General features: G+C 71.1%; 20 protein-coding genes and 4 pseudogenes. 10 read left to right on the forward strand and 14 right to left on the reverse strand.

From position 1 onward, the window contains the following. Window positions 1-21 precede the first annotated feature (21 nt). The 3 genes and pseudogenes from CU044_RS40095 to CU044_RS28305 form a co-directional block, all read right to left on the reverse strand. A pseudogene (locus CU044_RS40095) lies at window positions 22-1,521 on the reverse strand (FAD/NAD(P)-binding oxidoreductase); the annotation flags it as partial. Next, window positions 1,502-1,801: a (2Fe-2S)-binding protein gene (locus CU044_RS28300; protein WP_129771604.1), complete on the reverse strand. Its 300-nt coding sequence runs from the start codon at window positions 1,799-1,801 to the stop codon at window positions 1,502-1,504. The pseudogene CU044_RS40095 and the gene CU044_RS28300, both read right to left, overlap by 20 nt. Beyond that, complete coding sequence (locus CU044_RS28305) at window positions 1,798-2,979, reverse strand: FAD-dependent oxidoreductase (RefSeq protein WP_129771605.1); 1,182 nt, start codon at window positions 2,977-2,979, stop codon at window positions 1,798-1,800. The genes CU044_RS28300 and CU044_RS28305 overlap by 4 nt, the downstream gene beginning before the upstream one ends. Window positions 2,980-3,219: 240 nt before the next feature. Between CU044_RS28305 and CU044_RS28310 the strand changes: the two genes are divergently transcribed. Beyond that, window positions 3,220-3,678, forward strand: a complete 459-nt coding sequence (locus CU044_RS28310) for a nuclear transport factor 2 family protein (protein ID WP_193564095.1) — start codon at window positions 3,220-3,222, stop codon at window positions 3,676-3,678. Between the two features lie 113 nt (window positions 3,679-3,791). Then, window positions 3,792-5,369 carry an apolipoprotein N-acyltransferase gene (gene lnt / locus CU044_RS28315; RefSeq protein WP_129771606.1) on the forward strand — a complete coding sequence of 526 codons (1,578 nt, stop codon included), beginning with the start codon at window positions 3,792-3,794 and terminating at the stop codon, window positions 5,367-5,369. Here the strand turns inward: lnt and CU044_RS28320 are convergent. Both CU044_RS28320 and CU044_RS39795 read right to left on the reverse strand, forming a co-directional pair. Further along, window positions 5,290-6,198, reverse strand: coding sequence for a Gfo/Idh/MocA family oxidoreductase (locus CU044_RS28320; protein WP_129771607.1), 909 nt, complete (start codon window positions 6,196-6,198; stop codon window positions 5,290-5,292). The genes lnt and CU044_RS28320 overlap by 80 nt on opposite strands. 132 nt (window positions 6,199-6,330) lie before the next feature. Further along, window positions 6,331-6,465, reverse strand: a pseudogene (locus tag CU044_RS39795) (monooxygenase); the annotation flags it as partial. A gap of 31 nt (window positions 6,466-6,496) precedes the next feature. Here CU044_RS39795 and CU044_RS28330 point away from each other — a divergent pair. From CU044_RS28330 to CU044_RS28340, 3 genes and pseudogenes are all read left to right on the forward strand, one after another. Next, a pseudogene (locus CU044_RS28330) lies at window positions 6,497-6,853 on the forward strand (TetR/AcrR family transcriptional regulator); the annotation flags it as partial. Window positions 6,854-6,885: 32 nt separating this feature from the next. After that, the gene (locus CU044_RS28335; protein WP_129771608.1) at window positions 6,886-7,425 is read left to right on the forward strand and encodes a DinB family protein; all 540 of its coding nucleotides are present in this window, start codon (window positions 6,886-6,888) and stop codon (window positions 7,423-7,425) included. 189 nt (window positions 7,426-7,614) lie between these two features. After that, window positions 7,615-8,085 (forward strand): hypothetical protein, encoded by a 471-nt coding sequence (locus tag CU044_RS28340; protein WP_240045893.1) that lies wholly within the window; start codon window positions 7,615-7,617, stop codon window positions 8,083-8,085. 69 nt (window positions 8,086-8,154) lie between these two features. On the opposite strand, the gene CU044_RS28345 is transcribed toward CU044_RS28340, so the two are convergent. From CU044_RS28345 to CU044_RS28380, 8 genes are all read right to left on the reverse strand, one after another. Then, window positions 8,155-8,721, reverse strand: a complete 567-nt coding sequence (locus CU044_RS28345; RefSeq protein WP_240045894.1) for a hypothetical protein — start codon at window positions 8,719-8,721, stop codon at window positions 8,155-8,157. 175 nt (window positions 8,722-8,896) lie between these two features. Next, window positions 8,897-9,589: a uracil-DNA glycosylase gene (locus tag CU044_RS28350; protein WP_129771611.1), complete on the reverse strand. Its 693-nt coding sequence runs from the start codon at window positions 9,587-9,589 to the stop codon at window positions 8,897-8,899. 168 nt (window positions 9,590-9,757) lie between these two features. Continuing rightward, window positions 9,758-11,338 carry an ABC transporter substrate-binding protein gene (locus CU044_RS28355; RefSeq protein ID WP_129771612.1) on the reverse strand — a complete coding sequence of 527 codons (1,581 nt, stop codon included), beginning with the start codon at window positions 11,336-11,338 and terminating at the stop codon, window positions 9,758-9,760. 105 nt (window positions 11,339-11,443) lie between these two features. Further along, window positions 11,444-12,232, reverse strand: a complete 789-nt coding sequence (locus CU044_RS28360; protein WP_129771613.1) for an SDR family oxidoreductase — start codon at window positions 12,230-12,232, stop codon at window positions 11,444-11,446. 17 nt (window positions 12,233-12,249) lie between these two features. Then, window positions 12,250-13,011: a 3-oxoacyl-ACP reductase FabG gene (gene fabG, locus CU044_RS28365; protein ID WP_129771614.1), complete on the reverse strand. Its 762-nt coding sequence runs from the start codon at window positions 13,009-13,011 to the stop codon at window positions 12,250-12,252. 230 nt (window positions 13,012-13,241) lie between these two features. Continuing rightward, window positions 13,242-13,625: a DUF3037 domain-containing protein gene (locus CU044_RS28370; protein ID WP_193564096.1), complete on the reverse strand. Its 384-nt coding sequence runs from the start codon at window positions 13,623-13,625 to the stop codon at window positions 13,242-13,244. Further along, window positions 13,622-14,491, reverse strand: a complete 870-nt coding sequence (locus CU044_RS28375) for a HipA family kinase (protein WP_129771615.1) — start codon at window positions 14,489-14,491, stop codon at window positions 13,622-13,624. Before CU044_RS28375 ends, CU044_RS28370 begins: the two co-directional genes overlap by 4 nt. A 149-nt stretch (window positions 14,492-14,640) precedes the next feature. Continuing rightward, window positions 14,641-15,774, reverse strand: coding sequence for an NAD(P)/FAD-dependent oxidoreductase (locus CU044_RS28380; protein WP_129771616.1), 1,134 nt, complete (start codon window positions 15,772-15,774; stop codon window positions 14,641-14,643). A 302-nt stretch (window positions 15,775-16,076) separates the two neighbouring features. Here CU044_RS28380 and CU044_RS28385 point away from each other — a divergent pair, with 302 nt between their 5' ends. The 4 genes and pseudogenes from CU044_RS28385 to CU044_RS28405 all read left to right on the forward strand — a co-directional run bounded on the left by CU044_RS28385 (window position 16,077) and on the right by CU044_RS28405 (window position 19,224). Then, complete coding sequence (locus CU044_RS28385) at window positions 16,077-16,916, forward strand: helix-turn-helix transcriptional regulator (protein WP_129771617.1); 840 nt, start codon at window positions 16,077-16,079, stop codon at window positions 16,914-16,916. A gap of 94 nt (window positions 16,917-17,010) precedes the next feature. Further along, window positions 17,011-17,703: an SDR family oxidoreductase gene (locus CU044_RS28390; protein WP_129771618.1), complete on the forward strand. Its 693-nt coding sequence runs from the start codon at window positions 17,011-17,013 to the stop codon at window positions 17,701-17,703. Window positions 17,704-18,352: 649 nt separating this feature from the next. Continuing rightward, window positions 18,353-18,658: pseudogene (locus CU044_RS28400) on the forward strand (prolyl oligopeptidase family serine peptidase); the annotation flags it as partial. A gap of 80 nt (window positions 18,659-18,738) precedes the next feature. Continuing rightward, window positions 18,739-19,224 (forward strand): Rieske (2Fe-2S) protein, encoded by a 486-nt coding sequence (locus CU044_RS28405; protein WP_129771620.1) that lies wholly within the window; start codon window positions 18,739-18,741, stop codon window positions 19,222-19,224. Between the two features lie 216 nt (window positions 19,225-19,440). Here CU044_RS28405 and CU044_RS28410 read toward each other — a convergent pair whose 3' ends face one another. Next, window positions 19,441-20,358 (reverse strand): LysR family transcriptional regulator, encoded by a 918-nt coding sequence (locus CU044_RS28410; RefSeq protein ID WP_129771621.1) that lies wholly within the window; start codon window positions 20,356-20,358, stop codon window positions 19,441-19,443. Between the two features lie 73 nt (window positions 20,359-20,431). Between CU044_RS28410 and CU044_RS28415 the strand changes: the two genes are divergently transcribed. After that, window positions 20,432-21,439: a DMT family transporter gene (locus CU044_RS28415; RefSeq protein ID WP_193564097.1), complete on the forward strand. Its 1,008-nt coding sequence runs from the start codon at window positions 20,432-20,434 to the stop codon at window positions 21,437-21,439. Window positions 21,440-21,478 lie beyond the last annotated feature (39 nt).

Here is a 21,478-nt window from a genome sequence, read left to right on the forward strand (position 1 = left end):
GGGTTCCGCACCCGCGGCGAGGGCGCCGAGCGGAAGCGGCTGGGCGATGGGCCTGCTCGCCGTGGAGCGCAGATCGTCCTCGGCCGGTGCGCGTCCGGTGCGCGCGGCGACCAGACAGCTGGTGGCGTAGCCGCAGACCCGCCCCTGGCACAGCCCCATACCGGGGCGTGCGAAGAGCTTCACCGCACGGGAATCGGTGGCGCCCAACTCCTCGACGGCCTCGGTGATCGCCCCCGCCGTGACGTCCTCGCACCGGCACACCACGGTGTCGTCGTCGATCCACCCCGTCCATCCCGGCCGCACCGGATACGCCTTGTGCAGGGCGGTGGCGAAGGAGCGCAGCGTCGCGCGCCGGTGCGAGAGACGGAGCACCGCCGCAGGGTCAGGGGTGGCGCCGGCCGTCGCGTACGCGGCGTGGAGCCCGGCGAGCCGGCCCTCGGTCACGGACAGCTCCGCGCCGCCGACCCCGCAGACCTCCCCGGCGAGATAGACCCCCGGAACCGTGCTGAGCTGCCGGCCGTCCGCCGTGGCGACCAGGCTTCCGTCGATGTCGCGGCGCGTGTCGCAGCCGAGCTGGAGCGGGATCTCGATCTGGGGCGTGAAGCCGTAACCGACGGCGAGCGTGTCGCAGTCGACGCGGCGCTCGCTGCCCGGCACGATCCGCCACCGCGCGTCGAGCGCGGCCACCGTGACCGCGGAGACCTCGTCTTCGCCGTGGGCGGCGACCACGGTCGTACGGGTCCGGTAGGGCACGCGGTGGCACAGCAGCGTACGGAGGAGTCCCGCGCCCTCGGCGAGTCTGCCGGGGTTACGGGCCACGGCGAGCGGATGCCGTACGAAGGCGGTCGGCCGCCCGGCCTCGAAGACCCCGACGATGTCCGCGCCCGCCTCGGCGAGACCGGCGGCGACGGTGAGGAGGAACGGACCGGTGCCGGCGACCGCGATCCGCCGGCCGGCGCGTACGCCCTGTCCCTTCAGCAGCGCCTGCGCGCCGCCCGCGGTGAAGACGCCGGGCAACGTCCAGCCGGGGAAGGGAAGTTGGCGGTCGTAGGCACCGGTGGCGACCAGGACCGTACGGCTGTCGACGACCCGCCCGGCGCCGCCGCGCGGGGTGCGGGCGGCGACGGGGTGCGTGGCTACGGTCTGTGTGGCCACCTTCTGTGTGACGACGGTCTGTGTGGCGACGGTGTGGGTGCGGAACCCGCCGGGGAACTCGTCGGCGGTCCGTTCGACGTGCCAGACGGAGTGTCCCGGCAGGTAGGCGATCCGGTCGGCGTGCTCGCTGAGCCCGTGCAGGAGCCGCCGGAACTCCGGCCGGCCGTGCTGCGAGGCGCCGCTGTCGCCCTGGCGGTGGCGCCAGTACTGGCCGCCTGGACGCGGGCCCGCGTCGATCAGGGCGACGCGGGCCCCGGCGGTGGCGGCCGTGACGGCGGCGGCGAGACCGGCCGGACCGGCACCGAGAACGGCGAGATCGTACCGGTCGCGCCGTGCGGCGGCGGGCTCAGCACGCGAGGTCGTCATGGCCCGCCCCCTCCTGGGTACGGACCTGGTCACCCGGCGCGGCCTCGATCAGGCAAGCCCGTTGATTCGGCTGACCGTTGACGGTGACCAGGCAGTCGAAGCACACGCCGATGCCACAGAACACACCGCGCGGAGCGCCGCCGACGCGGGTACGGCGCCAGGAGCGGTGCCCGGCGGCGATGAGCGCGGCGCCGATGGTCTGGCCGGCCGAGGCGTCGATCGTCAGGTCGTCGAACCGGAAGCGGAAGGGGAATCGGGGGGCCTCGTCCTCCGCGCTCACGCCGCCGCCACCTCCTCCCCGAACCGGTCCGGGCGGAACGGCGTGAGATCCAGGTCGGGTTCGGTACCGGCGATGACCTGCGCGATCAGATGTCCGGTCGCGGCGGACAGCCCGATCCCGGCGCCCTCGTGCCCTCCGGCGTGCAGGAGCCCGGGGGCACGCGGGTCGGCGCCGATGACCGGCAGATGGTCCGGGCAGTAGGGGCGGAATCCCACGTAGCTTCGCAGGAGCCGGACGTCGGCGAGGAAGGGGAAGACGGCGATGGCCTGCGCGGCGAGCGTGCGCAGGACCGGCAGCGACATCGAGCGGTCGAAGCCGACGCGCTCGCGGCTGGCCCCGATCAGTACGGTCCCGGCCCGGGTGCCCTCGACCACGACCGAGCTCTCCAGCCCGGCGTCGCCGCTGGCCACGTTGGCGACGTACTCGGCGGTGTACACCTTGTGCCGGATGACCCGGGGCAGGGGCTCCGTGACCAGGATGAAGCCCCTGCGCGGCAGCACCGGAACCGGCGCGCCCGCGAGTCCGGCGGTCTGTCCGCTCCAGGTACCGGTGGCGTTGACGATCCGGCCGGTGTGGATCACGGGTGTCGTGGGCGAGTCCGTACGGACACCGGTGAGGGTGCCACGGCCGTCGCGTACGAATCCGACGGCCTCCGTCCCCGTCAGTACGGTGGCTCCGCGACCACGGGCGCGCTGGAGCAGCCGGGCCGCCGCCAGCATCGGCTGGACCTGGCAGTCCTGTGGGTAGTACGCGCCGGAGACCACGTCGGGCGTGAGGTGCGGCTCCAGGCCGGCGACGTCGCCGGAGGACACGTCGACCGCGTCGATTCCGGCCGCGCGCTGACGGGCGGTGAGCTGCCTGAGGCCGTCGGCGGTGGCCCGCGAGGCGGCGACCACGACGCCGCCTTTTCTCTGGTACTCCAGTCGCCCGGCGCCCACGTCCTGGGCGACCTCGCTCCAGAGCCGGGAGGAGAGCAGCGCCAGATCGAGTTCGGGTCCCGGCTCCTTGTCGGAGAGCAGGATGTTGCCCTCGCACGCGGCGGTGGTACCCGCGGCGATCGCGCCCCGCTCGATCACGGTGACGCGAAGGCCCGCCGCGGAACAGTAGTAGGCGCAGGCGGCACCGACCATGCCCGCCCCGATGACAACCACGTCGGGAGATCTCTCCGAGCCGCCCATGTCCGTAGCATGCCATGTGGCACCGGGGCGCACCATGGTCCGTCGGCCCACTCGGCGGGCCGTGTCAGCGAGCCTTGTCGGCGGGCCGTATGAGCAGACGTTGTCAGTGGACCCGTTGTCCGGCCGGATCCAGGGGCCCGTCCTCCTGGACGGCGCCGAATGGGCCACGTAGGTGTCCGGAAGTCGATCTGACCACTCATGGCCCTTGGCCTGGGGCTCCCTCTGCCGGAGACTGAACCGATGACACAGCGTGTGGATCTCGCGACCGTGATGGACCGTCTGGCGATCGAAGACGTGATCACCGGCTACGCCGTGGCCATGGACGACGCCGACTGGCCCGGGTTCCGTGCCCTGTTCACCCCGGACGGCCGCGCCGACTACACGGCGGCGGGCGGTATCGAGGGGACGGCCGCCGAGGTCGCCGACTGGCTGGCGGGCACGCTGCGGCCCTTCACCGTCCGTCAGCATCTGATCGTCAACCGGTGGCTGCGCATCCAGGACCTCGGGGGCTATCCGGGCGACCGCGCCGAGCTGCGGGCCGACTATCTCAGCCCCCTGCGGCACGAGTCGGGCGAGGACCTGATGAGCGGCGGCGGCTTCACGTTCGGACTGCTGCGCGGTGAGGACGGCTGGCAGCTGCGCACCGTGGTCGTCCAGGAGAAGTGGCGGCGCTCCTCCGTACCGGCCGGCCTCGGCTGACCTGCGGGAGCCGCGCCGGACGCGCTTGCTCCGTCTCCGCTTCGGTTCCCCCGATCGGGGGAAGGGTCTGCTACGCGGACGGGAGTTCGGGGTGATCGTCGAGGAGGCGCTGTATGCGAACGGCATCGCCGTGGTGGCGCGGCGCGTCCGCCGTGGCCGCCGGCGCGCTCCCGGCCCTCGCTTTTCCCTCCCCCTCTCTCTGGTGGCTGGCGTATGCCGCGCTGGTGCCCTGGATGCTGCTCATACGGTCCGCGCCCACGGGCCGCCGCGCGGCGTTGGACGGCTGGCTGGGCGGTCTCGGATTCGTCATCGCCGTGCACCACTGGCTGATACCGAGCCTGCATGTGTTCATCGTGGTGCTGGCGGCGCTGCTGGGGCTGCTGTGGGCGCCGTGGGGGTGGCTGGTGCGCGCCGTGCTCGGCGGGGCGCCGTCCGCGGGCCGCGCCGCCGTCGCGCTCACCGTGCTCCCGTCGGGCTGGCTGATGGTCGAACTGGCCAGGTCCTGGGAGGGACTTGGCGGGCCGTGGGGGCTGCTCGGCGCCAGCCAGTGGGAGGTCTCCCCCGCGCTGCGGCTCGCCTCGGTGGGCGGGGTGTGGCTGGTGAGTCTGCTGGTGGTCGCGGTGAACACCGCGCTGACCCTGCTGGTCTCGGTGCCCCGGGCACGCGCCGCGGCGGCCCTCGGCATCGTGCTGTGTGCCGTCACCGTGGCGGCGGCGGTGTGGTGGGCCCCGGAGCCGGGGCGGTCGGGCCTGGCGGCGGTCGCGGTGGTCCAGCCGGGCGTGGTCGCCGGCGCGGACTCCGTGGAACGCCGTTTCGCGCGCGGCGAGGAGCTGACCCGCACCCTGGCCGGACAGGATCTCGATCTGGTGGTGTGGGGAGAGAGCAGCGTCGGCGCGGATCTGGCGGCACGGCCCGATCTGGCGGCACGGATCGCCGTACTGTCCCGCACGGTCGGCGCCGAGATCCTGGTCAATGTCGACGCGCGCAGTACGGATCCGGCGGGCCGGGCGGGGATATTCAAGCGCGGTGTGCTGGTGGGGCCGGACGGTCCGACGGGCGATGTGTACGACAAGATGCGGCTGGTGCCCTTCGGCGAGTACATCCCGGCCCGTGCCGCGCTCGGCTGGGTGACCTCGGTGGGCAAGGCGGCCGGTGAGGACCGTATCCGCGGCACCCGCCCGACAGTGATGGTGCTGCCGGGCGAGGGCAGGGGCGGACTGCGTTTCGGTCCGCTGATCTGCTTCGAGTCGGCGTTTCCCGATATGAGCAGGCGGCTGGTGAGGGACGGCGCGCAGGTGCTGGTGGCGCAGTCCTCGACCTCGTCGTTCCAGGGCAGTTGGGCGCCGGAGCAGCATGCCTCGCTGGCGGCACTGCGGGCGGCCGAGACCGGCAGGGCGATGGTGCACGCCACGCTCACGGGCGTCAGCGCGGTGTTCGGCCCCGGGGGTGAACGGGTCTCCGGGGCGATCGGTACGGACCGTTCGGCCGCCGCCGTCTTCGACGTCCCGCTGGCCCGGGGCACGACCCTCTACACGCGCTTCGGCGACTGGGCGGTCCATGGCGCGCTGGTCGTCCTGGCGGCGTTCTTCGCGGTCGAGGGCGCGCGGTCGCTCAGGCGGCGGACTGGTCCAGCGCCTCTCGTACCACCCGCTCGCACAGCTCGTGAGTCAGCAGTGCGTCCCTCGCGCTGAGCGTCTTCCCGGCGCGTACGGCGTCGAGGAACGCCAGGACGCACTGTTCGACACCGCGCTGGCGGGCCACCGGAACCCAGTCGCCGCGCCGCCGGACGCTCGGCTGCCCCTTGTGGTCGATGATCGTCGCGAGATCGTGGACGGCACGCTTGGTGTCCTGTCCCGACACTTCGAGGATCTCCTCGGTGGAGCCGCTCAGCCGGTTCATCACGCCGATCGCGGTGAAGCCGTCGCCGGAGAGCTGGAGCACGACATGGTGCAGCAGTCCGTTCCTGACCCGCGCCCGTACGTCGGTGTGTTCGACCGGTCCCGGAAGCAGGAAGCGCAGCGTGTCCACGACATGGATGAAGTCGTCGAGGACGAAGGTGCGCGGCTCCTCGGGGAGCCCCACCCGGTTCTTCTGGAGGAGGATCAACTCGCGTGGATGCTCCAGACACTGCGCGTACCCGGGCGCGAAGCGGCGGTTGAAGCCGACCGAGAGGCTCACGCCCCGCTCCTCCGCGAGGCGCACGATCCGCTCGGAGTCGGCGAGGTCGTACGCGATCGGTTTGTCGACATAGGTCGGTACGCCCGCCTCCAGGAGCCGGGTGACGATCTCGGCGTGCACTGCGGTCGGGGCGTGCACGAACGCGGCGTCGAGGCCCTGGGCGAGCAGCGAGTCGAGATCGGTGTGGCACCGCTCCGCCGGGATGTGGTGGACCTCGGCGGTACGCGTCAGGGTGGCGGGGGTACGGGTCTGCAGATGCAGCTCGACCCCGGGCAGTGTGGTGAGCACCGGCAGATACGCCTTCCGCGCGATGTCGCCGAGCCCGATGCAGCCGACCTTCACAAGGGCCTCCCCAGCCTGTCCTCACACGTCACACGTCACACGCCGAGGCCCGTCACACGCCGCCGACAGCCGTTGAGAGCCGTTGAGAGCCGTCGGCAGTCGTTGACATGCGGGTTCGCGTGTCCGTCCGCGTTACTGACGCGGTGTCCCGGAAGCATACGTGTGCTCAGGAGGCCGCCAGTCGGCGATCCCGGCGAAGCCGCGCAGGATGAGTCCGGGCCCGAAGCGGGAGACGGCGACGATCAGCGCGTCCCGTACGGCGACGGCGACCGGATTGCCGACGGCCGTCATCGCGCGGCACCGCTATCTGACCGGCCACCCCGAACTGCTCGTCTCCCGTTACGAACTGGCCCTCGAAGCCACTCGCCGACCGGAGCTGCGGGCCTTCTACGACGCGATGGGGCAGCGCTTCCGCGAGCCGATGGTCGCGATGATGACGGCGGCGGGCTCCGCCGAGCCCGAGCGGCACGCGCTGTCGCTGGTGGCCTGGTGCGAGGGGCTGATGTTCTCCTGCGCGGCGGGCTCGTACCACGATTCCGTGCCCTCCCTGGAGGCGCTGCGCCTCGGATTCGGCGAGCTGCTGCGCGGAATGCCCGGAACTCCGGACGAGGACCGGCCCGCCCCTGACGGGTCCCGGTCCGCCCCGGAGGAATAAGCCCTCGCCACATCGGCGGGTCGTCCATGAGGATGTCGGTCATGACACTCACCGAGGCCACGCCCGAACGCACCGAGCCCTCTCCCCTCGCCGGCGAACGCGAGATGCTGGAGGGCTGGCTCGACTACCACCGCGAGACCCTCGCCCAGAAGTGCTCAGGACTGGACGGGAAACAGCTCAAGGAGGCGTCCGTTCCGCCCTCCGATCTGACCCTGCTCGGTCTGGTACGGCACATGGCCGAGGTGGAGCGCGGCTGGTTCCGCAACCGGCTGGCCGACGAGCGAGCCGCGCCGATCTACTTCACCGACGCCGACCCGGACGGCGACTTCCACGCCGGGGAGACCGACACCTGGGAGGAGGCGCACACCACCTGGCGCGCCGAGATCGCCCACGCCCGCGAACTGGCCGCGCCGCACTCCCTCGACGCTCTCGGCGCCGGACCGCCCAGCCGGGACACCGGCGACCCGTTCACCCTCCGCTGGATCTACACCCACATGATCGAGGAGTACGCCCGGCACAACGGCCACGCCGATCTTCTCCGCGAGCGGATCGACGGCGCGACGGGCGACTGACCGATCGCTCAGCCGCTCGGCCGCGCCGTCGGCTGACGGGCCGCTCGGCCGGCTGACCCGGCCGAGCGAGCGGCGAGCGGGCCCGGCGTCACCCGTCCGGGCCAATCCGCGCTCTTCCGCTCCCCAACAGCGCCCCCAACCAGCAGAGTTGCCCGGGTGCACCGAACCAACCGAACGAGAAGCGCGGCGATGATCCTGATGGGGGTGGCGGTCACCGCCGTCTCCGGATGCGTGGCCGTGGAGCCGCATCCCTCGCCCGGTCCCTCGCCGCGCCCGGAGACGAGCAGCGGCATCCAGGGCCCGGGAGCGCCTGAGCCGCTGATCATCGAGGCCCCGGCCAAGGAAGCGCTGGAGGCGGCCGTCCCCCCGCCGGCCCCGGGGGCGGCTCCACGCTCCTCCGCCGGGGCCCGCCCGCCGGCCCAGGACGGATCGGCGGGCCGTGACCGGCCGGCGGGCCAGGACCGGACGAAGGGCCCCGAGCGGCCCCCGGCCGCGTCCCGGCCGGAGCGGCGGGCCCAGGACCACCCCGAGGAACGGCGTCATTCGGCGCCGTCGTCCGCACCGTCCATCGCCGATGTCTGCGCCCTCGGCGAGAGGTACGGCAAGTGGCCGGAGGACAGCCCCCAAGCTCGCATCTGCCGTGACACGTACGGCGATTGAACGGCCCCCATACGCAACCCCGAGGACGCAACCCCGACGCCCGACGCCTACCCCGCGCCGCACCCGCTGTCACCGTCCGCGCAACAGCCGCTCCAGCCGGTCGATCCCTGCCCGGACCCCGTTCACGTCCCCCTCGTGCCCCAAGGCGTCCGCCGCGTCACGCGCCCGGTCCAGATGGAGCCGCGCCGCCTCCGGCCGCTGGAGCTTCAGATAGTCGGCGGCGAGATTGAGGTGGAGCGACGGATAGAAGGCCCGTACGACCGATGAGGCCCCGGGCACCCCCTCCCGGGCCTCAGCCAACCGGTCACCGCCGGTCCCGCCGTCGTCCCCCCGGTCACCGCCGGTCCCACCGTCGTCCGCGCCGTCGTCCCCCCGGTCGCCATCCGCCCGGCCACCCGCCCGGTCACCGGTCGCCGGCTCCTCCCCCAGCCCGGCAGCGGCTGTCAGCGCCCTCAGGTCCCAGGCCAGTTCATCGCCCGGGTCGTCCTGCGTATCCGCCATGTAGTGCGCGAGGGCGCAGCGGTGGAACGCGTCGCCCGCCTCCCCCAGCTCCGTCCAGAGCTCACCGAACCGGTTGCGTGCCTCCTCGCGGTCGCCGCCGTGGAGAAGCATGACCGCCTGCCCGATCCTGGTCATGACGGCGTCCTCCGACGCCTCCTGCCGCTCCCTCACTACCGCCGCCTCCGCATGCCGTCCATGGGCCGCCCACATGCCGTCCAGTACATCCGACGAACATGACGCTATCCGGCATGACGGACATTGGCCTTTCAGGCTCGGGCGGACAGCCCGAGCCTGTCGGCCGTCCCGTGGATCAGGCGCGGTCGTCGAGGTCGGGGATCCGCCAGTCGATCGGGTCGTGCCCCTGCGCGGCGACGGCCTCATTGATCTGCGTGAACGGCCGCGACCCGAAGAACTTCTTCGCGGAGAGCGGCGAGGGGTGCGCGCCCTTCACCACCACATGGCGCTCCGTGTCGATCAGCGGCAGCTTCTTCTGCGCGTAGGCGCCCCACAGGACGAAGACCGCCGGGTCGGGCCGCTCGGCCACGGCGCGGATCACCGCGTCCGTCACCTTTTCCCAGCCCTTGCCCTTGTGGGAGTTGGCCTCACCCGCGCGGACCGTCAGCACCGCGTTGAGCAGCAGCACACCCTGCTCGGCCCACGGCATCAGATAGCCGTTGTCCGGCACCGGGTGGCCCAGCTCCTCCTTCATCTCCTTGTAGATGTTCCGCAGGGAGGGAGGGGTCCTGACACCGGGCCGCACCGAGAAGCACAGGCCGTGTCCCTGCCCCTCCCCGTGGTAAGGGTCCTGGCCCAGGATCAGGACCTTCACCTTGTCGTACGGAGTGGCGTCGAGCGCCGCGAAGACCTCATCGCGGGGCGGGTAGACCGGCCCCTTCGACCGCTCCTCCTCGACGAAATCGGTGAGCTCCTTGAAGTAGGGCTTCTGCAGCTCATCGCCGAGGACGCCGCGCCAGGACTCGGGCAGCATGTCGGTGTCGGTCACGTCAACAACCTCCGGTAAGCGATCACTTGTGCAGCACTGAACCTACCGGGGACCACTGACAACGGCCTCCGGCTGCCGGGAGTCGGCAGCCGGTGACACCACTCCGAACGTCCTGAACACTCTGAACGTCCTCAACGCACTGACCGCCTTGACCGCCCTGAACGCCCCCTACCAGCTGGCCTTCCGGTTCAGCTCCCACATCTGCATGACCGTCTGCGGATCGAGGGCCCGCTCACCGCCGCCGATGTCCTCGGTCGACGCCACGTACAACCTGCCCTGCCACAGCGGGAGGAGCCGTACGTCATCGACGAAGATCTCCTGGGCGCGCTCGAACTCCGCGTTCACCGCCGCGCGGTCGCTCACCCGCCGGGACCGGGGCAGCAGCTTCTGGGTGATCTCCGGGCTCTCGTACGGCGTGCTCAGCGCGTTGTTCGTGCCGACGAAAGGCGCGATGAAGTTGTCCGGGTCCGGGAAGTCGGGGAACCAGCCGCGGCCGAAGACGGGGTACTCCCCCTTCTGGTAGCCGGCCTGGAACTGCTTCCACGGCTTGCTCCGGAGGGTGATCCTGAACAGCCCCGACGCTTCGAGCTGGCGCTTGAGCTCGGTGAACTCCGCGGCCGTCCCCGACCCGTAGCGGTCGGTGGTGTACCAGAAGGTGAGGGGCACGGGCCCGGTGATGCCCGCACCGTTGAGGATCGCCCTCGCCTCGTTCACATCGGGTTCGCCGTACCGGTCGAAGAAGCCGGTGGTGTGCGCGAAGATGCCCTTGGGGACCATCGAGTAGAGCGGCTCGGCCGTGCCCCGGTAGACCTTGGCCACCAGCGCGTCGCGGTCCACGATCTGGGCCACCGCCTGACGTACCGCGAGCTTGCCCGCCGCCGGATCCGCGGGGTTGAACACGAGATAGCGGATATCGGCACCGACGGTCTCGACCAGTTGAAGATCCTTGGTCTCCGGCCCCTTGTGTTCGAGTGCGACGACCTGCTCCGAGGTGAGCCCCCGGTAGATGGCGTCGATCTTCTTCTTCCGCAGAGCGCGGAAGACCGTGTCGGAGTTCTTGAAATACTGGATCGTGACAGCGTCGTTCCGGTGTTCCGCGAATCCGCGGTAGTCCTTGTTCCGGGTCAGCTCCGCCCTGTCCCCGCTGGTGTACGAGTCGAGTACGTACGGCCCCGAGCCGGTGATCCCGCCGTCCTGTCGCAGCCTGTCCCGCGGATACGAGGCCGGCGGGACGAGGGACATCGCGGGCGTGGCGAGGATGAACGGGAAGGTCGCGTCCGGCTTCCGCAGCCGGAAGACGACGGTGTCGTCCCCGCTCGTCTCGACCGTCCGGAGGGATTCCAGCAGACCGGCGGGGCCGCCCGGCACGTTGATCTTCCGGATCCGGTCGAAGGAGTGCTTGACGGCCGCCGCGTCGAGCGGATCGCCGTCGGAAAACGTCAGGCCGTCGCGCAGCACGCACCGGAAGACCTGGTTGGCGGCGTCGGTGAACTGGCATTTCCGCGCCGCGTCGGGCTGCGGATACGAACTGCCGGTCGGAAAGCTCACCAAGGTCTGGAAGACATTGCGGAACATCTCCCAGGAGTTGTCCCAGGACGCCGCCGGGTCGAGCGTGCTCGGCTCACTCGTCGTGCCGACGGTTATCCTTTGTTCGGCCTCCGCGTCATCGTCCGAGAACAGGCCGCATCCCGCGAGCAGGGACATGGCCGCCACGGCCGCGGCGGCCCGCCGAATTGTCCGGTCGAACACGTGCACGCTCCTTTTCAGCCATGGATCGGCAGACCATACCGCAGCGCCCACCGGATCAATACGCCGATCCGGTGGGGCTTTTGGGGAAATTGACGCCGGGAATCGTCACCCCACTCCGGCGTTGAGGAAGATGCCCCCGTCGACGACCAGTGTCTGTCCGGTGATCCAGTCGGACTGGTCGGAGGTGAGGAACGCGGCGGCGCCGCCGATGTCCTCCGGCACCCCGAGCCGTCCCATCGGGTAGGCGGCCGCGGCCTCCGCCTCCCTGCCCTCGTAGAGCGCCTGCGCGAACTTGGTCTTGACCACGGCGGGCGCGATGGCGTTGACCCGTACCGCCGGCGCGAACTCGTGTGCCAGCTGAAGGGTCAGATTGACCATGGCCGCCTTGCTCATGCCGTACGCGCCGATGAAGGGGGACGCCGAGATCCCGGCGACCGACGCGATGTTCACGATCGCGCCGCCGTTCTCCTTCTGCCAGGCCCGCCAGGTCTGCTGGGCGAAGCCGAGCGCCGAGATGACGTTCGTCTCGTACACCTTGCGGGCCACGTTCAGGTCCATCTCGGCCATCGGGCCGAAGACGGGGTTCGTCCCCGCGTTGTTGACCAGGAAGTCGACCCGGCCGAACGCCTCCATGACACGCGCGACGGCCGCCGCCTGGTGCTGCTCGTCGTGCGCCTTGCCCGCCACTCCGATCACCCGGTCGGAACCGAGCCTCTCCACGGCCTCCTTGAGCGCGTCCTCGCCCCGGCCGGTGATGCACACCCGGTCGCCGCGGGCGACGAACGCCTCGGCCACTCCGTATCCGATGCCCCGGCTCGCGCCCGTGATCAGGGCGACCTTCCCGCTGTCCGGCACCTGCCGCTCAGACTCCGGCCGCCGCGTCCGCTCCGTCATGTCCGTTGCCCCCGGCCTCAGTTGAGCGGTCCGCCGGCGACGTACATGACCTGGCCGGAGACGAATCCGGCCTCCTCGCCCGCGAAGAAGGCGATGGCGTTCGCGATGTCCTCCGGCCTGCCGACACGCTGCACCGGGATCTGGCTCGCCGCCGCGGCCTGGAACTCCTCGAAGCCCATGCCGATACGGGCGGCGGTCTGGGCGGTCATCTCGGTGACGACGAAGCCGGGCGCCACCGCGTTCGCCGTGATGCCGAACTTGCCGAGTTCCTTCGCGAGGGTCTTGGTGAAGCCCTGGAGACCGGCCTTGACCGCCGCGTAGTTGGCCTGGCCGCGGTTGCCCAGCGCGGAGCTGGAGGAGAGGCTGACGATACGGCCGAACCCGGCGTCCACCATGTGCTTCTGACACGCCTTGGCCATCAGGAACGCGCCCTTGAGGTGCACGTTCACCACGGTGTCCCAGTCGGACTCGGTCATCTTGAAGAGCAGATTGTCCCGCAGCACACCCGCGTTGTTGACCAGGATCGTCGGCGCCCCCAGCTCGGCCGCGACCCGTGCGACGGCGGCCTCCACCTGCGCGCCGTCGGAGACGTCGCAGCCGACGGCGAGTGCCGTGCCGCCGGCCGAGGTGATCTTCTCGACGGTGTCCTTGCACGCCGCCTCGTCGAGGTCGAGTACGGCGACGGCGCGGCCCTCCGCCGCCAGCCGTACCGCGGTGGCGGCGCCAATACCACGCGCCGCCCCGGTCACGATGGCTACGCGCTGCTCGGTGGTGGACATCCCTGTTCTCCTCGCCCTAGGCTCCTGCGGCTCCCGATCACCAAGACCCCTGAGCAACCGCTTAGTAGGTCCAGCAGAGAGACGCTAGAAGCCACGGCACGTGGTGTCAACGGCCGACCGCGCCGATGGCGGGATCCGGAGCCGACATCACACCGGCACCACACACCACCGGCGGGTCACGTCGCCCGCGTCACCTCGCCCGCGTCACGCCGACCTCGCGAGCGGTTCGTTCAGCGCACCAGCAGATCGAGCAGCCGCTCGGCCTCCGCCCCCGGGTCGTCCGTCAGTCCGGTGTGTACCGGACCGGGCTGTACGACGGTCGAGCGCGGCGCGATCAGCCACCGGAACCGCCTGCCCGCGTCATCGTCCGCCGCCTGCCCGGCCGCGTCGCCGCCGCGGCATACGCTCTCGACCGCGTGCAGCGCCGCCCGTACCCCCACGACATCCGCGTCCGGGTCGAGGATCATCAGCTTGGCCTCGTCCAGATGGGTCCTGGCCGAAACGTAGGACCGGGCGCGGCAGTAGACCAGTACGCCCGCGTTGAAACACTCACCGCGCTCGACGCGCGGCACGACCCGCAGCAGCGCGTACTCATAGACGTCCTTCATGCTCACTGGCCGCCGTCCTTGGCGCTCTTCTCGTCTGCCGTCCGCCGTGTGGTCCGCTCTCCGGGCGTCAGCCGGGCGGCCAGCCAACCGGGCGCCCGTGACGGGCCGTTCGTGGTGGGCGCGTCGAGAATGAGGCGCTCGTGGATCGTGCCGGCCCGCGCGAGCAGAGGCTCCACATACGCGCGGCGCAACGCGTCGGTGGAGTCGAAGCCGGGCTCGTCGACCAGCCACTCGTCCGGTACGTCGGCGGCGACCTCCGTCAGCAACTCCTCGGTGACCAGCGGCGCCAGCTCGGCGGCGGCCGACGCGATGTCGGGGCCGAAGGAGGCGAGCACATGGTCGGAGGCGTTGTACGGCTTCGCCGCGGAAGCCGGCGCGCCGGGCCAGTTGTGGTGCCAGATCATGGTCGCGCCATGGTCGATGAGCCACACGTCACCATGCCAGACGAGCATGTTGGGGTTGCGCCAGGAGCGGTCGACGTTGTTGATGACCGCGTCGAACCAGACGATCCGCCCGGCCTCCACCGGCCCCACCTGGTAGGCCAGCGGATCGAAGCCGATCGATCCCGGCAGATAGTCCATGCCGAGGTTCAGTCCACCGCTCGCCTTCAGCAACTCCTGCACTTCCTGGTCCGGCTCGGAGAGTCCGATGACGGGGTCGAGCCGCATACTCACCAGTTCGGGGATCCTCAGCCCCAGCCTGCGGGCCAGCTGTCCGCAGATCACCTCCGCGACCAGGGTCTTGCGGCCCTGTCCCGCGCCGGTGAATTTCATGACGTACGTACCGAGATCGTCGGCCTCGACAATCCCCGGAAGCGAGCCGCCCTCACGCAAGGGCGTGACATAGCGAGTCGCTGTGACTTCGGTGAGCATTTCCCCAGGTTATACGGCTGGGGTGCCTTATGATCCACGGAATATCGCACAGGGTCCCCATTCCGGCACATCGCCACGATCACCTCCGGGGAGGGTCCGGGGAGTCTCGCCCGCACCGTTTCCTCTCCACAACGGACCTGCGAGGTTCTTCAGTCGAGGCCGGAGAAGGAACGGAAGAGGTGTTCGGCGAAGGCAGGGTCGTGTTGGTTGTCGATCAGGTGCTGGATGTACCCGTTGGGATCCAGGCGCGCTGTGGTCAGGGTGCTTTCGTAGGCCGGGGTGAACTCCTCACGCAGTTGTTGGGCGTATTTCGACAGGGCGGCATCCGCCTGCTGGGTGTCGTCGAGGGGGAAGTCCAGGCGCTCGGCGAGCATTTCGGCCTGGATGAAGGCGTCGGTGATCCCCCGCCCGGGTGTGGGGTCCTTGTTGTGCGCGGCGTCACCGACCAGCGCCCATCCGGGGCCGTGCGGCCGGCGGAAGAAGTTGGGGAGGTCCGAACAGCAGTACAGGCGGTCTTCCTGTTTTCCTTCGGCGAGTTGCCGGTCCAGCTCCGTCGACGACTGCCTGGCCATCTCCCGGTAGGTGTGCTGCCGGTCGTCGTGGGCGGGGATGGTACGGGAGACCTGCACGGATACGAGGGTCAGCCCGTCCTGGGTGGGAATGCAGCCGGCCCCCATGCCGTGTCCGGTGTAGATCTGCACACCGGGGTCGGGGATGCCGCTCCAGTAGGAGTAGTAGACACGGGTGCTGCGGGGATCCTGCCGCACGAAGGGTGCGTGGGCCAGGCGGGCCACGGTGGAGTTCCGGCCGTCGGCGCCGATGACCAGGTGGGCGCGGGCCAGGGTGGTGGAGCCTCGCGGGGTGCCGTGGCGCACGCCGGTCACCTTCCCGTCCTCCCACTGCAGATCCACGACCGTGGTGCGGGGACGGAACTCGGCGCCCGCGCGGATGGCTGCCTGCACCAAGAGGTGGTCCAGGGCGTAACGGCGGGGAGCGCAGCCCCCGGTGATCGTCCCGAGGGCGGGGGCGGGGCCTGTGAAGCGGGCACCGGGAAAGCTGAGGGACAGGCGGGTCAGCAGCGGCGCGCCTGTGGCGAGTACCTCGCCCAGGAGGCCCCACCGTTCCAGGCGGGCCAGTCCGGGCTGGTGGATGTAGAGAGTGGACAGGGTGTCGCTGGGGAAGCGGGCGCGGTCCAGCAACAGGACCCTGCGGCCGGTACGGGCCAGCAGCAGGGCGACGGCTGCTCCGGCACAGCGCGCGCCCACCACGATCACGTCGTACATGTCGGGCCCATCGGGAAGTGGTGCGCCGCGACGGCGGTCGCGGGTCTGGTGTGCCGCCGGCCGAGGTCGGAGAGGATCTCCAGGGGCCAGGTGCCGTTCACGTCGTGCCTCCTCGGGGCGGTCGCCCGGTTCAACGACGGCGGCCGACGGAAGTGCCGTACCGCGCCGAGACGGCACCCCGCGGAACCGCGCCTTCCGCCGCTGGGCCCGTGCACCTGCCCGGGTCGGCCAGGGGGGTCATTTTCTTCCCAGGAAGATCGTGACTCTCCCGTCCATGCGGCGGACCTGGCACCGTGGAGGACATGAAGGGTGCGAAGGAGAATAAAAGCCGCGAGCTTGCCGCGTTCCTGCGTGCTCGCCGCGGTGAGGTCTCCCCCCGGCAGGCCGGGCTGGCCGTGCGTGAACACTCGCGGAAGGTCGCCGGGCTGCGCCGGGAGGAGGTGGCGGGCCGGGCCGGGATCAGCGTGGACTACTACACCCGCCTGGAACAGGGCCGGCTTCCCGCACCGTCCGGGAGCGTCCTGGACGCGCTCGCCCACGCTCTGCTGCTCGACGACGACCAGCGCGACTACCTGCGCCGGCTGGCCGACCTGGCCCCTGCCGCGCGCCACCGGCGCACCCGGCCGCAGCTGGTGCCGGGGCCGGTACGGGCCGTGCTCGCCGATCTGGGCACCACGCCCGCCGTGGTACTGGGACGGTTCACGGACATCCTGGCCTGGAACCCTCTCGCGGCCGAGCTGCTGTGTGATTTCGGCGCCGTCCCCGAAGCGCGGCGCAACTTTCTCTGGCTGACGTTCCTCGACCCGGGCATGCGCGAGCGGCTTCCGGACTGGCATCTGTCGGCCGGGGAATGCGTGGCCTATCTGCGCATGGACGCCGGTCGCCACCCGAGCGATCCCCGTCTCGGCGAACTGGTGGAGCAGCTCAGCACCGCGGACTCGGAGTTCCAGCACTGGTGGGCCACCCACCGGGTCTCCGGCAGGAGCTTCGGCAGCAAGCGGATCCTGCATCCGACGGCCGGCGAGATCCGGCTGGACTGGCAGGTCCTCACCATCGCCCAGGAGCGCGACCAGTTCCTCGTGGTCATGCCCGCCTCCGACGAGGACAGCGGCCAACGGCTCAGGGCCCTGGGCACACCGTAAGAACGCGCATGGCACGACCATGCGCCACACCTCTGGAAGGAGGCCGAGGCGCGAGGCCCCCGAAACGCGCGGGGCCCGGCGCCTCCACAAACCCATGACCACCACACTCATCACCGGAGCCACCCGCGGGCTCGGCCTGGAGACCGCCCGCAGGCTGACCGCGGCCGGGCACACCGTCTACCTCGGCGCACGCGACCTGGAACGCGGCCAGGAAGCCGCCCGGCAGACCGGCGCCCGCGCGATACAACTCGACGTCACCGACGAGGAATCGGTGCGGGCCGCCGCGAAACTGGTCCGCGAGGAAGCCGGAACACTCGACGTCCTCATCAACAACGCAGGTATCGCAGGCACCTGGGATCCACCCGCCGAGATCACCGCCGCCGCCATGGAGACCGTCTACGCCACCAACGTGTTCGGCCTCGTCCGCGTCACCCACGCCTTCCTGCCCCTCCTGGGCACCAGCGGCCACCCCGTCATCGTGAACGTCAGCAGCAGCGGCGGATCCCTCACCCGCTGCGGCGACCCCACCAGCCTCGAAGCGACCTTCCCGATGGTGGCCTACTGCTCGTCCAAGACCGCCGTCAACATGATCACCGTCCAGTACGCCAACGCCTTCCCCCAGATGCGGATCAACGCGGTCCACCCGGGAAGCATCGCCACCGACTTCAACCCGCGCGGCGAGCGGAGCGCCGAAGAGTGCGCCGAGTTCATCGTCCGCATGGCCGCCGTCGGCCCCGACGGCCCCACCGGCGCCTTCCTCGAAGACGACGGCCCCGTCCCCTGGTAGGAGCGGCCGGGCAGTTCCACGCGCTCGCCGTCGATGACAGTCTTGAGGGTGGCGTCCACGGCTGTCACCAACCTCTGTGTCCGGTGCACCCGGACTTCGTTTCGGCCGCGTCCCTGAGCCGGTGCACCCAGTCCTTGAGGCCGGCGTCATCTCCGGTATCCAGGTGGCCCAGCCGCGGCGACGGTGATGACGTGCAAGAGCGGGTGTCGTGTGTGCAGCGAATCCGGCATCGGGTGCTCCTTGGGTGGTGGTGTGACGAGGACCTGGTCCTCGGGCGGGGAAGCGGCGGTGTTCGAGGACTGCGGCGAGGGTGCAGACGGGGTCAGGCGTCACGTTCCGGGGACGATGACGACCTTGCCGAGGACTGTGCGGGACTCGGCGAGCGCGAGCGCCGAGGCGGCGTCGGCCAGCGGAATCTCCGCGGCGATCCGCGGGACCAGGGAAACGGTCGGCCACCAGCCGCAGCACCTGGGCGAGGTCCTCGTTCAGCCGACGCTGCCAGGACTCCCTGCAGCGCTTGCCCGCCCAGTAGTTGTAGAAGTGCGCGCTCTTGCCGTTGGGCAGGGAGTTCCACGCGGCGAGCCGCGCGAACAGCTTCAGCACCGGCAGCCGCGAGTTGCCTTCCTCGTCCTTCGTGGCCGCGGTGCCGTACGACACGTACTGGGAGGAGCGCTATCTCGGCCATCCGGACATCCAGCCGGAGAACTACGACCGCTGTTCGCTGATCCCCTACGCGGACAGGCTGACCCGGCCGCTGATGCTCGTCCACGGGCTCGCCGACGACAATGTGTTCCCCGCCCATACGCTGCGGCTCTCCGCCGCGCTGCTCGCCGCGGGCCGGCCGCACACCGTACTGCCGCTGCCGGGGGCGGGCCATCTCGTCACCCGGGTGGGGCAGGCGGACACACTTCTGCGCCACGAACTCGGCTTTCTCAGGGAGTCTCTCGGTATCTGAACATCGCGGCGGGTATAGCCGTACCTATCGCTGAGCGGCCGACCGGCCGACGCGGAGCCCATCAGGGATCGGAGCTCGGTATGACGGGAACGCAGGGGACCGCACGGATCGTCACACGCCGGACCGTGGTCGCGGCGGCGGGCGCGACGGGGCTGGCGGCGGCGCTGGTCGCGTGCGGCTCGGACGCTCCGGCGGAGTCGGGGGCGGGGACGGAGTCGGGGTCCGCTGCCGGGAAGTCCACCACACCCGACGACAGCGCGGGCAGCGGCGCGGGCCCGGCCGACGCCCTCGCGAAGACCAGCGAGATCCCGGAGGGCGGCGGGATGGTCTTCGCCGACCAGGGCGTGGTGGTCACCCAGCCCACGGCGGGCGAGTTCAAGGCGTTCTCCTCGAAGTGCACCCACGCGGGCTGCGCCGTGAAGGACATCTCCGACGGGATCATCCACTGCCCCTGTCACGGCAGCCAGTTCAGCGCGGCGGACGGCAGTGTGAAGGCCGGACCCGCGACACAGCCGCTGCCGGCGACACCGATCAAGGTCACCGGGGACTCGATCACGCTCGCATGACCTGACGCGTGTCCGGGCGCCCGTGCCACACATGCCCGTGCCACACATGCCCGCACCGCGGATGCCCGTAGCCCGGATGTCCCTACCCCGGGCGTCCGTGGCCCGGACGCCCGCACCCATGACCGGCGGCCGGCGGGCTTCACTTTTCGTCGGCAGAAGGTGAAGCCTCCGGCCGCCCCACCCCGTTCCGTCCTGTTCCGCCTGTTCCGTCCTCGGTCAGCCGCCGACCACCTGGTTCGCGGCCCCGGCCGCTTCCCGCAGCGCCTCGACGGCGGCCCGGATCGACGGACGGCGGTCCGCGTCCGTCCGCCACACGGCGTAGACATGCCGGCGCATCCGCTGCCGTACGGGCACGACCGCCACACCCTCCGGCACGGCGCCGCGTCCCAGCCGGGGCGCGACGCAGACCCCGAGTCCCTCCGCGATCAGCGCGAGCTGGGTGTGGTACTCCCCCGCGAGATGCGCGATCCGCGGCTCGAACCCCTTCGAGCGCAGCGTGAACATCAGCCACTCATAGCAGAATTCGCCTTCCGGCCAGGAGACCCAGGGGTCGTCCGCGAACTCCTCCAGGTCCACTTCCGACCGGTCCGCGAGCGGATGGTCCGCGGGCATGGCCACATCGGGGACGTCGTCGAGCAGATGCGCCGTCGCCAGGCCGCCCGGCACCGGCAGCCGCTTGTTGCTCCAGTCCAGCACCACGGCGAGATCGAGATCGCCCCTGACGACCCCGCGGATCCCGGCCTCCGGCTCCAGCTCCCGCGACCGGACCCGCAGCTCCGGATGGCCCTCGCGCAGCGCGCGGATCGCCAGCGGGAAGAGCCCGCGGGCGGCCGTCGGGAAGGCCGAGATCCGCACTTCCCCGACCACCCGGCCGCGCTGCGCCTCGATGTCCGACTGGGCGACCTCGACCTGGGAGAGGATCCGCGCGGCGTGGTCGGCGAGCAGCCGCCCGGCGTCGGTGAGCCGTACGCCGCGCCCGTTCCTGGCCAGCAGTTGCTGGCCCACCTCACGCTCCAGTTTGGCCATCTGCTGGGAGACGGCGGAGGTGGTGACGTGCAGTCCCTCGGCGGCGCCGCTCACCGAGCCGTGGCGGGCCAGGGCATCCAGCGTGCGCAGGCGCTCCAGATTCAACATGTAAGCAATACTAATCAGAATGGTGGACATAATCTCGCTTGTTCTACGAGATGCTCCACGCCAGGCTGTCCGTATGAGCACCGCCACCCCGCCCCGTCCCGGGCCGGACCCCGCCTCCCCGTCCCTCGCGATTCCGGCCACGTCCGCTGCCGTCGATCCGGCGCTTCCGGGCACCCGCCGCACCTCCCCCGCCGTGGACTGGCGCATCCGGTTCGCGGTGCTCGCGCTCATCTGGGGCTTCAGCTTTCTGCTCATCAAGGTGGGCACGCACGGCTTCGCCCCCTTCCAGGTCACCTTCGGCCGACTGTTCTTCGGTACGGCGGTCCTGGCCGTGGCGATGGCGGTGAAGCGGGACCGCCTGCCGCGCGGGCTGCGCACCTGGGGGCATCTCGCCGTCGCGGCGTTCTTCCTCAACGCGCTGCCGTTCTCGCTGTTCGCCTACTCCGAGCTGACGATTCCCTCGACCCTCGCGGGCATCTGCAACGCCACCTCGCCGCTCTGGGGCATGGCCCTGTCGCTGGTCGCGCTCTCCGAGGACCGGCCGACCCGGCGCCGGGTCGCCGGACTCGGCCTCGGCTTCCTCGGTGTGCTGACCGTGCTGGGCGCCTGGCAGGGCTTCTCCGGTCTGGATGTCACGGGTACGGCGATGGCGCTGCTCGCCTCGCTCAGCTATCCGATCGGCTGGATCTACGTACGCCGCACCCTGGCGGGCGACAGCAGCTCCCATCTCTCCCTGACCGGCGCGCAGCTCTTCCTCGCCACGCTGCAACTCGCGCTCGTGACACCGCTGTTCACCACCATGCCGACCTCGTTCCCGGCGGGACCGCTGCTCGCCGTGCTCGTACTCGGCGCGCTGGGCACCGGTCTGGCGATCCTGCTCCAGTACGGAGTGGTCGCCGAGGTGGGCCCGACGACGGGCCAGATGGTCACGTACTTCATCCCGGTCATCGCCACGGCGGCCGGGGTCACACTCCTCGGCGAACAGCTGAGCTGGAACACCCCCGTCGGCGCCCTGATCGTCCTGGCCGGGGCCGCGCTCACCCAGAGCAGGCCCAGGAAGCGGCCCGCGCCCCGGCCGTAGCCGCACACGCCCCCACCGGGCCTCGGCCATGGACGGACA

The organism is Streptomyces sp. L-9-10 (assembly GCF_004151105.1).
Taxonomy (GTDB): Bacteria; Actinomycetota; Actinomycetes; order Streptomycetales; family Streptomycetaceae; genus Streptomyces.

Coding starts and splice junctions, on each gene's coding strand:
- CU044_RS28305 (WP_129771605.1), bottom strand. CDS start 2,979: ATGGGCGGCTCGGAGAGATCTCCCGACGTGGTTGTCATCGGGGCGGGC.
- CU044_RS28310 (WP_193564095.1), top strand. CDS start 3,220: ATGACACAGCGTGTGGATCTCGCGACCGTGATGGACCGTCTGGCGATC.
- lnt (WP_129771606.1), top strand. CDS start 3,792: ATGCGAACGGCATCGCCGTGGTGGCGCGGCGCGTCCGCCGTGGCCGCC.
- CU044_RS28335 (WP_129771608.1), top strand. CDS start 6,886: ATGTCGGTCATGACACTCACCGAGGCCACGCCCGAACGCACCGAGCCC.
- CU044_RS28340 (WP_240045893.1), top strand. CDS start 7,615: ATGATCCTGATGGGGGTGGCGGTCACCGCCGTCTCCGGATGCGTGGCC.
- CU044_RS28345 (WP_240045894.1), bottom strand. CDS start 8,721: ATGACCAGGATCGGGCAGGCGGTCATGCTTCTCCACGGCGGCGACCGC.
- CU044_RS28360 (WP_129771613.1), bottom strand. CDS start 12,232: ATGACGGAGCGGACGCGGCGGCCGGAGTCTGAGCGGCAGGTGCCGGAC.
- fabG (WP_129771614.1), bottom strand. CDS start 13,011: ATGTCCACCACCGAGCAGCGCGTAGCCATCGTGACCGGGGCGGCGCGT.
- CU044_RS28375 (WP_129771615.1), bottom strand. CDS start 14,491: ATGCTCACCGAAGTCACAGCGACTCGCTATGTCACGCCCTTGCGTGAG.
- CU044_RS28380 (WP_129771616.1), bottom strand. CDS start 15,774: ATGTACGACGTGATCGTGGTGGGCGCGCGCTGTGCCGGAGCAGCCGTC.
- CU044_RS28385 (WP_129771617.1), top strand. CDS start 16,077: ATGAAGGGTGCGAAGGAGAATAAAAGCCGCGAGCTTGCCGCGTTCCTG.
- CU044_RS28390 (WP_129771618.1), top strand. CDS start 17,011: ATGACCACCACACTCATCACCGGAGCCACCCGCGGGCTCGGCCTGGAG.
- CU044_RS28405 (WP_129771620.1), top strand. CDS start 18,739: ATGACGGGAACGCAGGGGACCGCACGGATCGTCACACGCCGGACCGTG.
- CU044_RS28410 (WP_129771621.1), bottom strand. CDS start 20,358: ATGTTGAATCTGGAGCGCCTGCGCACGCTGGATGCCCTGGCCCGCCAC.
- CU044_RS28415 (WP_193564097.1), top strand. CDS start 20,432: ATGAGCACCGCCACCCCGCCCCGTCCCGGGCCGGACCCCGCCTCCCCG.